The sequence below is a fragment of the Rhizobium sp. Leaf341 genome (assembly GCF_001424325.1).
Classification (GTDB): domain Bacteria; phylum Pseudomonadota; class Alphaproteobacteria; order Rhizobiales; family Rhizobiaceae; genus Ferranicluibacter.
Genome location: NZ_LMPE01000002.1, coordinates 277,027 through 287,505 on the forward strand (window position 1 = coordinate 277,027; position 10,479 = coordinate 287,505).

10 protein-coding genes are annotated in these 10,479 nt (G+C 62.8%); 7 read left to right on the top strand and 3 right to left on the bottom strand.

Features of this window, described 5'->3' with window-relative positions; genetic code table 11:
* Positions 1 to 140: 140 nt before the first annotated feature.
* The 5 genes from fba (at position 141) to phnN (ending at position 4,565) form a co-directional block, all read left to right on the top strand.
* A complete protein-coding gene (gene fba / locus ASG03_RS01235; protein WP_062477476.1) occupies positions 141 to 1,187 on the top strand; it encodes a class II fructose-bisphosphate aldolase in 1,047 nt (348 codons plus the stop codon).
* Positions 1,188 to 1,289: 102 nt separating this feature from the next.
* Positions 1,290 to 1,784, top strand: a complete 495-nt coding sequence (locus ASG03_RS01240; protein ID WP_062477473.1) for a gluconokinase — start codon at positions 1,290 to 1,292, stop codon at positions 1,782 to 1,784.
* Positions 1,785 to 2,128: 344 nt separating this feature from the next.
* Positions 2,129 to 2,836 carry a DUF1045 domain-containing protein gene (locus ASG03_RS01245; RefSeq protein WP_062691612.1) on the top strand — a complete coding sequence of 236 codons (708 nt, stop codon included), beginning with the start codon at positions 2,129 to 2,131 and terminating at the stop codon, positions 2,834 to 2,836.
* Entirely contained in the window at positions 2,836 to 3,978 is a 1,143-nt protein-coding gene (locus ASG03_RS01250; protein ID WP_062477467.1) for an alpha-D-ribose 1-methylphosphonate 5-triphosphate diphosphatase, read from the top strand. Before ASG03_RS01245 ends, ASG03_RS01250 begins: the two co-directional genes overlap by 1 nt.
* Positions 3,975 to 4,565 carry a phosphonate metabolism protein/1,5-bisphosphokinase (PRPP-forming) PhnN gene (gene phnN / locus ASG03_RS01255; RefSeq protein ID WP_062477465.1) on the top strand — a complete coding sequence of 197 codons (591 nt, stop codon included), beginning with the start codon at positions 3,975 to 3,977 and terminating at the stop codon, positions 4,563 to 4,565. Before ASG03_RS01250 ends, phnN begins: the two co-directional genes overlap by 4 nt.
* Positions 4,566 to 4,642: 77 nt before the next feature.
* Here phnN and amaB read toward each other — a convergent pair whose 3' ends face one another.
* Genes amaB through hglS form a run of 3 tightly spaced genes read right to left on the bottom strand, consistent with a single transcriptional unit; the run spans position 4,643 to position 9,042 of the window.
* Complete coding sequence (gene amaB / locus ASG03_RS01260) at positions 4,643 to 6,178, bottom strand: L-piperidine-6-carboxylate dehydrogenase (RefSeq protein WP_062691614.1); 1,536 nt, start codon at positions 6,176 to 6,178, stop codon at positions 4,643 to 4,645.
* A gap of 21 nt (positions 6,179 to 6,199) precedes the next feature.
* On the bottom strand, positions 6,200 to 7,618 hold the full coding sequence (locus tag ASG03_RS01265) for an FAD-binding oxidoreductase (protein ID WP_443216573.1): 1,419 nt from the start codon (positions 7,616 to 7,618) through the stop codon (positions 6,200 to 6,202).
* A 14-nt stretch (positions 7,619 to 7,632) separates the two neighbouring features.
* Positions 7,633 to 9,042 (bottom strand): 2-oxoadipate dioxygenase/decarboxylase HglS, encoded by a 1,410-nt coding sequence (gene hglS, locus ASG03_RS01270; RefSeq protein WP_062691618.1) that lies wholly within the window; start codon positions 9,040 to 9,042, stop codon positions 7,633 to 7,635.
* Positions 9,043 to 9,168: 126 nt separating this feature from the next.
* Between hglS and ASG03_RS01275 the strand changes: the two genes are divergently transcribed.
* Together ASG03_RS01275 and ASG03_RS21260 are read left to right on the top strand one after the other, a co-directional pair.
* Entirely contained in the window at positions 9,169 to 10,062 is an 894-nt protein-coding gene (locus ASG03_RS01275) for a LysR family transcriptional regulator (protein ID WP_062691619.1), read from the top strand.
* 81 nt (positions 10,063 to 10,143) lie between these two features.
* The gene (locus ASG03_RS21260; protein ID WP_156381686.1) at positions 10,144 to 10,461 is read left to right on the top strand and encodes a hypothetical protein; all 318 of its coding nucleotides are present in this window, start codon (positions 10,144 to 10,146) and stop codon (positions 10,459 to 10,461) included.
* Positions 10,462 to 10,479: the final 18 nt, after the last annotated feature.

Below are 10,479 nucleotides of genomic sequence, written 5' to 3' on the forward strand. Positions count from 1 at the left end.
TTGCCAAAGCGGTCTTGATCCTTATGCTGTCGAGCAACAGGGGTGTGCGGCAGCGACCGTACAGGTTGGCGCCGCGACGGGGCGCCACCTGGAGAAATCACGGCGGCGGAGAGAGCGGCCGGTACACTAGGGAGAGCGGAATGGGACTGATCAGCCTTCGGCAATTGCTGGATCATGCGGCCGAAAACGACTATGCGGTGCCGGCCTTCAACGTCAACAATCTGGAATATGTGCAGGCCGTCATGCGCGCGGCCGACAAGACGGATAGTCCCGTTATCCTTCAGGCAAGCCGCGGCGCCCGCGCCTATGCCGGTGATGGCTTTCTGCGGCACCTGATCCTCGGCGCCGCCGAGGAATATCCGCATATTCCGATCTGCCTCCATCTCGATCACGGCGACCAGCCGTCGACGTGCATCTCGGCCATCACCAACGGCTTTACCTCCGTCATGATGGACGGCTCGCTGCTCGCCGACGGCAAGACGGTGGCCAGCTATGAATACAACGTCGGGGTGACCGCGGACGTCGTGAGGATTGCCCATGCGGCCGGCGTATCCGTCGAAGGCGAGCTCGGCTGCCTCGGCAACCTGGAATCGGGCGCGGGCGAAAAAGAGGATGGACACGGCTTCGAGGGCAAGCTGACGCGCGAAGAGCTGCTGACGGACCCGGACCAGGCCCTTGATTTCGTGGCCAAGACGGGGGTCGATGCACTCGCGGTTGCGATCGGCACCAGCCATGGAGCCTACAAGTTCACACGCGCGCCGGATGGCGACATCCTGTCGATCGAGACGATCGAAAAGATCCACCGGGCCCTTCCGAACACACACCTCGTGATGCACGGCTCCTCTACAGTGCCGCAGGATCTGCAGGACCTTTTCACCGCCTATGGCGGAGAGATGACGCAGACGTGGGGCGTGCCGTTGTCGGAAATTCAGCGCGGCATTCCCTTCGGTGTCCGCAAGGTCAACATCGACACGGACCTGCGTCTTGCAATGACGGGCACGATTCGAAAATCCTTCCAGGAGAAGCCCGAGAATTTCGATCCGCGCGGATACCTGAAACCAGCAACGGCTCTGATGACCGATGTTTGCCTGGAGCGTTTCGAAGCCTTCCGCACTGCCGGCAAGGCACCGTCGATCCGCATCAAGCGACTGGCCGAAATGGCCGCAACCTACGCAAAGATGGCCTGAACAGTGCAAGAAGACAGCAGACCCGAAACCCGGGGGGCCTCGGCCTCCCATCACTCTCTCGATGACGTGACGGCGTCTCATCTGTCCGTGCCTGTGGTGGTCATGGGGGTGAGCGGTTGCGGAAAGAGCTCCGTCGGCGCGGCCATTGCCGAGGCTTTCGCGACGGATTTCATCGAGGGAGATGCGCTGCATCCGGCAGAAAACATTGCCAAAATGTCCGCCGGTACGCCGCTGACCGACGAAGATCGTTGGCCGTGGCTCGATGCCGTGGGCAAGGCCCTGCACGAGGGCTCGGATGGCGGCCATGCGGTTGTGGTGTCCTGCTCCGCTTTGAAGAGGACATATCGCGATCACCTGCGCCAAGCCGCTGGTGGACGGCTTGCTTTCGTATATCTCACGGGCACCAGAGCCGTTTTGGAGTCCCGCATGGGCCACCGCACGGGGCATTTCATGCCGACGACGCTCTTGGAAAGCCAGTTGGCGACGCTCGAACCACCGACGGGCGAAGACCTTGTGGTCACCGTCGATATCGACCGCCCGCTCGAAGCGGTCGTTTTGGCCGCGATCGACGGTCTGGGTGATCTCAAAACCGAATGACAGCCACCTTCGCCACTTCCTCGACCGGGCAACGATACCGATCGGTGCCATGCCTGTCAGGCGTGCTTGGCCTCTCCGATCGGCAGGCCGTTACGGCATGGAGGAACGGTCGGTCCGCAAGTCTCCGAGCATGTGCTGGCGGGAGATGGCGCACAGCGGAAGCGCGGGAACATTGTTGGATGTCATGACGTCGTCACATCAGGATGACACGCGTGCCGCAACGACGGCACGGGTCCATATCCGCTCCGACTCACTTTCCACCATGGTCGGATGATGTGGAACAGAAAGACGGCCACGGCTTTACCGGGATCCGCAGAGACCGTTGGCGACATGACGAGGATGCAATGCGCTACGCCCTTTATTTCACGCCCCCAAAAGACGACGCTCTGACCCTGGCCGCAGCAGCATGGCTTTCGCGCGATGCCTTTCTCGACGGTCGCGTACCAACGCCGGACGTTTCCGGTTTCACCACGGAAGAGCTCGGCGCGCTGACCGCGGAACCCCGGCGCTACGGCTTTCATGCCACGCTGAAGGCACCTTTCGAGCTGGCCCCCGGCCGTACGGAGGCCGAACTGCTGGCCGCCCTGGACGAATTCTGCGCCGAGAGCGAACCCTTCGAAATACCGTCTCTGAGCTTGGGCGAACTCGGTCCCTTCTTTGCACTCGTCCCCGGTGCCGCTTCGGACGCACTTTCGAGCTTCGCCGCCGAGACCGTGCGGCGGTTCGAGCCCTTCCGAGCTGCCTTGTCTCCCGAGGACATGGAGCGCCGCAAGCCGGCTTCGCTGCCGCCGGCCGAGCGACAAAACCTGGAAACCTGGGGCTATCCCTATGTCTTCGAAGAATTCCGCTTTCACATGACCCTGACCGGCAAGGTTCCTGAGGATCGGCGCCCCGCCATGCGCGTCGCGCTGGAAGAGGCCTTTGCCGGCTTTCTCGGAAAACCGCTACCGGTCAGCGCGCTTGCGCTTTTCGTCGAGCCGAAGCGCGGCAGCCCCTTTACCGTCCATTCGCTGATGCCGCTGGGCGATGCCGCGACCGAAGGAGAGAAATGATGGCCGTCGAGCAGGTCTTCACAAATGCCAGCATCGTCCTGCCGGACCAGATCGTGAAGGGGTCCGTCGTCGTGAGGGACGGGCAGATCGCCGACATCTCCGACGGTGCGGTTCAGACGGGCGAGGACTTCGAAGGGGATTACCTGATTCCCGGTCTCGTCGAACTGCATACCGACCACCTGGAAACACACTACTCCCCGCGCCCGGGCCTGCGCTGGATGAAGATGGCGGCGATCCAGGCACATGATGCACAGATCGTCACCTCCGGTATCACCACCGTTTTCGATTGTTTGCGGATGGGATCGGCCGAGGGGGACGATGGCTTTGCGACCGGCGAAATGCGGGCCATGGCCGATGCCTTGGCCGAGGCTGAGCGAGACAACCGGTTGCGCGCCGACCACCGCATCCATTTGCGCTGCGAGGTTTCGACCGACAACGTGCTCGACCAGTTCGATGCATTCCGTGACGATCCGAAGGTCGGCCTCGTTTCGTTGATGGACCATGCGCCGGGTCAGCGGCAGTTCCAGACGATGGATCAGTACATCTTCTACTACAAGACCAAACGTGGCCTCTCGGACGAAGCCTTCGCGATCTACGTCGAGAAGCAGCTGGCGCTGTCGGAGCGCAATTCTGCCCGCCATCGTATCGCCTTGGCAGAGCTCTGCGCAGCTCGGGGCATTCCGATCGCCAGCCACGACGACGCGACCGCCGCCCATGTCGGCGAATCGATCGACCTTGGCGTCAAGCTGGCGGAGTTCCCGACCAGCCTGGAGGCGGCCGACCTGTCGCATGAGGCCGGGCTGAGCGTTCTCATGGGCGCGCCGAACGTCGTTCGCGGCGGCTCGCATTCCGGCAATATCGCTGCGCGCGACCTGGCGGAGCGGGGCGTTCTTGATGTCCTCTCGTCGGACTATGTGCCCTTCAGCCTCATTCACGCTCCGTTCCTGCTCGCCGATGCGATCGAGGGCTTCGGGCTGGAAAAGGCCATTGCGCTCGTCAGCGACAATCCGGCCCGCACGGTCGGCCTTAAAGATCGGGGGCGTATCGCGATCGGCCGCCGTGCGGACCTCGTCCGCGTCGAACGCCCCCATGGCGTACCGATCGTCCGTTCGGTCTGGCGCAACGGTCGACGTGTCGCATGACGCCGGATCATCCGACAGGCGGCGCTGGCGCCATGATCGTCGTCGTCGGCCCAAGCGGCGCCGGCAAGGACAGCGTCATCGATTACGCCATGAGCCGGCTAAAGGCGAGATCGGCCGATATCGAACTGGTCCGTCGTGTGATCACGCGCGCACAAGATGCCGGCGGCGAAGATCACGAGGCGGTATCACCGGAGGAGTTTCAGGCCTGCGTCGAACAGGGTGGTTTTGCCGTCCACTGGGAGGCCCATGGCCTTCGCTATGGCATTCCCTCAGCCTGTCATGCCAAGCTTCAAACGGGACGGACACTCGTTGCCAACGGCAGTCGCGCGGTGCTCGAGACGTTTCGAGATGCGTTTCCGCGTGTGGCAGTCGTCAATATCGTGGCGTCGCCTGAGGTCATCGCCGCACGCCTGATCGCCCGCGCGCGGGAAAGCGAGGCCGAAATCCGCCAGCGACTTGCCCGCCAGGTGCCGGATATCGAGGGAGATCCGCATCTGACCACGATCGATAACAGCGGTCCGCTCGACGAGGCTGGCGAGCGGTTTGCGGCATTCGTGCTGTCCTTGGCAAAAGCCGAGGGCAGCTGAGAGCAAACCGAGAACGGCGATACGCTCTCGGTCTGCCTCATGCTCCGGAATGCGAGGCTCGATCGGGTACCCGGGTTTTACTCGATGTCGAACGACACGCCTTGGGCGAGCGGCAGCGCTTTCGAGTAGTTCACCGTGTTGGTCGCACGACGCATATAGGCTTTCCAGGCATCCGAACCGGACTCCCGCCCGCCGCCTGTTTCCTTTTCGCCGCCGAACGCGCCGCCGATCTCTGCACCCGACGTGCCGATATTGACGTTCGCAATACCGCAATCCGAACCGTCGGCTGACAGGAACCGCTCGGACTCCTGCAGGTCGCGGGTGAAGATCGATGAGGACAGGCCCGCAGCGACGGCATTGTGGGCCGCAATCGCGGCGTCGAAGTCGCTGTACTTCATGACGTAGAGGATTGGCGCGAAGGTTTCCTCGAGCACCGGTCCTGTCTGTTCGGGCATTTCGACCAGAGCCGGCTTGACGTAATAGGCGTCGGCATGGCCGAGATCCACACGCTCGCCGCCCGTTACGCTTCCGCCATGTGCTCTGGCGTCTTCCAGCGCCTTTTGCATGCCCTCATAGGCGGGGCGGTCAACCAGCGGACCGACGAGAGCGGTGCTCTCGAGCGGATTGCCGACGGACACGCTGCCATAGGCCTTTTTCAGCCGCGGCAGCAACGCGTCATAGACGCTTTCATGGACGAACAGGCGCCGCAATGTCGTGCAGCGCTGGCCGGCCGTGCCCATGGCGCCGAAAGCAATGGCACGCAGGGCCATGTCGAGATCCGCGGAGGGGCAGACGATGCCGCCATTGTTGCCGCCAAGTTCAAGAATGCCGCGGGCGAAGCGCTTGGCCAGCCGCGGGCCGACATCGCGGCCCATGCGGGTGGAACCGGTCGCGGAAACCAGCGGAACCTTGGGATGATCGACCAGGACTTCACCGATCTCGCGGTCGCCGATGAGCACGGACGACAGGCCGGACGGTGCGTCGTCGCCAAACCGCTTGATGGCCTTTTCGAGGACGGCCTGGCAGGCAAGCGCCGTCAGCGGCGTCTTTTCCGAGGGCTTCCAGACAACGGCATTGCCGCAGACGAAGGCGAGCGCCGCATTCCAGGCCCAGACGGCGACCGGAAAGTTGAAGGCGGAGATCACGCCGATGACGCCGAGCGGATGCCAGGTTTCCATCATCCGGTGGCCGGGGCGCTCGGTGGCGATCGTCAAGCCGTAGAGCTGGCGCGAAAGGCCGACCGCGAAATCGCAGATGTCGATCATCTCCTGCACTTCGCCGAGACCCTCCGACGGGATCTTGCCAGCTTCGAGCGAGACGAGACGGCCAAGGTCGGCCTTGTGCGCACGGAGCTCCTCGCCGAGCAGGCGCACGAGCTCGCCGCGGCGCGGCGCGGGGATCAGGCGCCACGCCTTGAATGCGTCGTGCGCTGCGTCGATACGCGTCATGGCGTCGTCCGCAGAGATGGTCTTCAGGCGCGCAATCTCCTGGCCTGTCACCGGCGAGAAGGATGCCATGTTGCCTCCCGTGTGAAGGGCGGTATCGACGCCGAGAAGTCCGAGCAGGCGAGCGGTTTCTGCGACCACATCGAGCGGCTTATGGGCGATGTTCATGGTGTTGACTCCTGAAGGATGTTAGCCGAAGCGGACGGTTCCGAGCCCGCCGGGCGACGTCAGTGGAAGAAGGCCGCAGGCCATGTCCTTGATCTTCTGCGGCGTATAGAGATCGTAATAATGCTGGTTCTTGCGACCGATGGCGTGTTCGGCGCTGAAGCTGCCGGCGAAATCCTCGACCGTTACGGAATAGACCCAGTCACGAAGGGCCGTTTCGAGCGAACCGTCGGAAAGCCCTTCGGCATCCCGCGGGAAGACAATGTTAAGGTGGACGCCGCCATCGCCGATATGTCCGAAGTCGCAGATCCGCGCCTGCGGAAAACGGGCGGGCATATCATGCTTCATCCGCTCGCAGAACGTCATGATATCGCCGCGACGAAAGGCAACGTCGAAGGCGATCAGACGGCCGGACTGCTTGACGCCTTCCGACAGAGCATGCCGCAGGGACCACATTTCCTGGGCCGGGCCGATGAAAGCGTCGGCAAGCGGCGCCGCGTCCGTTTCGAAGATCTCGGCAAGCACCGATTCGAGCATGTCGCCCAGCGGCTCCTCGCTTTCGCGCATTGGCCAGGTCCGGCTGACTTCAGCGAGGATCACGTAATCGGGAATTTCGCCGTTCTGGAAGGGATTGCGCAGCGACAGCACATGATCGAGCGCTGCTGCAATGGCGTTTCGCGACATGCCTTCGAAGGCGGACAAGGTCGTGCCGAGCCTTTCCTCCATCATTCGCAGGAGCGGCATCACCGCCTCGGGTCCTGCCGGGACCAGATAGGCCGTCGCAGTCTGCAACGGCAGGCGTTCAAGGTTGAGCACGCAGCGGGTCACGACGCCGAACACACCGGACGTACCGATGAAGAGCTGCTTCCAGTCCACGCCGGTATTGTTCTTGCGCAGCGCCTGCCCAAATTCGAGAATGGTCCCTTCGGCATCGGCCAGAACGACGGTTAATCCAAGCACATTGCGCCGGACGTCCCCATATTTCAGGAAACGGCTGCCACCCGTGTTCGTGGCGATCATGCCGCCAAGACGCGGGTCGGCGCCAAGGTCGATCGGAAAGAACAGACCGGCCGTCTCCAGCCGGCGGTTGACCTCCGAGAGCAGCAGGCCCGCATCAACGTCGAGAGAGCGATTGTCCGGATCGAGCACAAAGTGCCCGGTCATCCGGTCGAGGCTGAGCACCACCTGCCCGCCCGCCCCATCCGGCGTCGAACCGGAGACAAGCCCCGTATTGCCCGATTGCGGCACAACCGGAAGGCCATGTCGCACGCAATAGGAAAGCACGGCGGAAACCTCTTCCGTCGTTCGCGGCCGAACGACGGCCAGCGCGCGGCCCGCGTCGTAGCGCGCACCGGTTTCGTAGGCCGCCATGTCTCCGGCGTCCGACACGAAGCCGCGCTCGCCCACCAGCGCCGTCAGCGCATGGGCATGCTCATCGGCGATGACAGCGCGAACGGTCACTCGGCAGCCTCGGGACGCAAGAGGGCGCTGTGCTTGGCACCAGACAGGCAGGCTGCGATGGACGCCGCTTCCATCTCGGCATAATGATCGAATTCGTTCAGCACGACCTGGCCGAGATCCGCCTCGAACTGCTGCTGGCTGGGGCTTGCGGAGAAATCCTGCGCGACGGCATCGCCAAGGTTGGACTGGAAGATTCCGGCCGCACTCACCGGCAGGAAGTCTTCGTAGACGATAGGGTCGAACCGGACCAGCCCACGCGCAAGAAGCGCCTCGAGATCGCCGGAGAGATCCGCACCCCGGCCTGCATCGGTCAGGCTGTACGTAAAGTACCCGAGACCTGCCTTTTGGATACCGTCCCACGTATCGGGAAAATCTTTGAAGGCATCCGCCAGCGCCTGCTCGTAGGCGGCAGCATTCGAACCGTCCGCGACCGGCCGCACATGTTTGCGCGATCGCTCAAGCAGAGTGTCGTACAAAGCCCGTCCCTTCGGCGTGAGCGCGATGCCACGCTGCTCGATCTCGCCAAAACGGGCGGTATGCGAGCCGGCAACCCAGGCACCGGTCTCGTCCTGGAAAGAGACCGGCTCGTCCAGGGCCTTGAAGGATGTCTGCCGGAGAAGGATCGGACAGGTGCGCGTCGGCGGACCTTCGATGACGGCTTTGGGCGCGATCCCTTTTTGCGGCATGCGGGCCTGCACCGCATCGATGTCAAGCGTCCGCGGCGTCAGATGGTTGATGTGCGGCCCCTTGAACGAGACGACGTCGGCAATCAGACGGTGCGCGTCATGCAAGCGCTTGTAGAGCTCGGCATGAACGATCGCCTTGTCATGCCAGCGGAACGTCTCGATGACCGCTTCGACGAAGGCGGCAGCGTCCTCGACGTCGAGCCCACCCTCGGCCTCCGCCTTTTCCGTGAGCGCGATGGCACGCGGCGTGAAGATCTGGCGGCTTGCCAGCACACGCTCGGCTTCGGCGCGCAGATCGGCGTCGTCGATCAGGTCGAGCCGGAGCAGCGATGTGAAGACGCGAAATGGATTGCGGCTGAGGGCTCCGGCGCCGACCGGACGAAATGCCGTGGAATGAACGGGCACGCCGGCTGTACTGAGGTCATAATAGCCGACCGGGAACATGCCCATGACGGCAAAAACGCGGCGCATCATCGACAATTCCGAAGGCGTCCCCAGCCGAATGGCGCCATGGCGCTCTTCCGAAATCCGGTCCAGCGCATCGATCTCGGCAAGCCGCTCGGCAAAATCCGGGTCGCGGGAGAGGACCTCACCGTTCACCTCGGCGACGAGGTCCATCAGCGTTCCATAGGCAGGCACTTCCGTCCGATACATGGCCGACATGGCGGCCGAAAAGGCAGAGCGAATGTCGTCATTGGGAACGAAGGTCTTCTCGGTCATGGCAGCTTGCCTCACGATATGGCGTCACGATAGAATGCGTCGCGCTGATCATTCTGGTTTCGTATGATACTACCCCGAAATGTGCTTTGATTGCGACGGTTTTGACTATGATCATGCGGGGGCGGAATGAAGTTGAGCCGACGACTGGTGCCCGACATCGCCACGCTGCAGGCGTTCGAATGCGCCGCGCGCCATGGCAGCTTTACGCAGGCCGCCGCAGAACTCAACCTCACCCAGAGCGCCGTCAGCCGTCAGATCAAGGATCTTGAAGGCCAGCTGGGGGTCCTCCTCTTCGAACGGATTCGCCAGCGCGTCGTCCTTTCGGATGCAGGGCAGACGTTTCTGCCCGAAGTTCGGCGGCTGCTGCGCCAGTCGGAAGAGCTGATGGTGCGCGCCATGGGCGCGGCACGATCCGACAATGCCCTGTCGATCGCGACGCTGCCGACATTCGGAAGCCGGTGGCTCACGCCCCGCCTTTCCGACTTTCTGCGCCTGCATCCCGATACGATCCTGAACATCGCGGCACGATCCCAGCCATTCGATTTCGGCGAGGAGAACTTCGACCTCGCCATCCATTACGGACAACCCGTCTGGGCGCATGCGATCTGCCACTATCTCTGCAGCGAAGTCATCGTGCCCGTGGCAAGCACCGCGCTTCTTGCGCAGAATCCGGCCGGCGAACCGATCGATCTCGACGGCGCGCCCCTGCTGCATCTCGCGACACGACCGAAAATGTGGGCGGAATGGTTCGAGGCAACCGGAACGACGGCGCGCAGTGCCTATCGCGGCAGTCGCTTCGACCAATTCGCCATGGTGATCGAAGCCGCCGTTGCCGGCCTCGGCTTTGCGCTTCTGCCGTACTACCTTGTCGAGCACGAACTGGCCACCGGACGTCTCGTTGTCGTCTTTGACCGACCGATGAAGACCGAGAACAGTTATTACCTTGTTGTTCCCGAAGGAAAGATGGAAAACGAAGCAAGTCTTGCCTTTCGAGACTGGATCATGGGACAGGTGACCTGATGGAGCGCGTCTGGATCCGATCATGAGCCGGCAGGTGGAACAAACGGGTCGCTGCTGCGTTTCGGCGCCGAAAGAACTGCCATGCTTTCGCTTCGAGCCCAGGAGGTGGCGGTCATCGAATTTCATTTGAAAAAATCGTCGACCGCGCCGTTTCCGTTTCGGGGTGCTCCTCTTTGTCAGGACGGGGTGAAGCAGCGCTTTACCTTGCAAGCGCACGGGCATACCGCTAGAAAACAAAGCCTTAAATTCAATTTCCGCACATTCGATCAGACCTATGCTGACCGGATGCGGGGATCGTCTCTGCAAACCTTGTCCCGCAGATCGGCGTTCCGGGTCGTGCGCGTTCCACAGCCGGTACTGTCCGGCGGCGGACGATGGCAACCGATGCCGGCGCCGTGAAAGCGCCCGAATGAGAGG

Bases quoted from the DNA above. Each gene is read 5' to 3' on its own strand.
- fba (WP_062477476.1), top strand. From the start codon at position 141: ATGGGACTGATCAGCCTTCGGCAATTGCTGGATCATGCGGCCGAAAAC.
- ASG03_RS01240 (WP_062477473.1), top strand. From the start codon at position 1,290: ATGGGGGTGAGCGGTTGCGGAAAGAGCTCCGTCGGCGCGGCCATTGCC.
- ASG03_RS01245 (WP_062691612.1), top strand. From the start codon at position 2,129: ATGCGCTACGCCCTTTATTTCACGCCCCCAAAAGACGACGCTCTGACC.
- ASG03_RS01250 (WP_062477467.1), top strand. From the start codon at position 2,836: ATGGCCGTCGAGCAGGTCTTCACAAATGCCAGCATCGTCCTGCCGGAC.
- phnN (WP_062477465.1), top strand. From the start codon at position 3,975: ATGACGCCGGATCATCCGACAGGCGGCGCTGGCGCCATGATCGTCGTC.
- amaB (WP_062691614.1), bottom strand. From the start codon at position 6,178: ATGAACATCGCCCATAAGCCGCTCGATGTGGTCGCAGAAACCGCTCGC.
- hglS (WP_062691618.1), bottom strand. From the start codon at position 9,042: ATGACCGAGAAGACCTTCGTTCCCAATGACGACATTCGCTCTGCCTTT.
- ASG03_RS01275 (WP_062691619.1), top strand. From the start codon at position 9,169: ATGAAGTTGAGCCGACGACTGGTGCCCGACATCGCCACGCTGCAGGCG.
- ASG03_RS21260 (WP_156381686.1), top strand. From the start codon at position 10,144: ATGCTTTCGCTTCGAGCCCAGGAGGTGGCGGTCATCGAATTTCATTTG.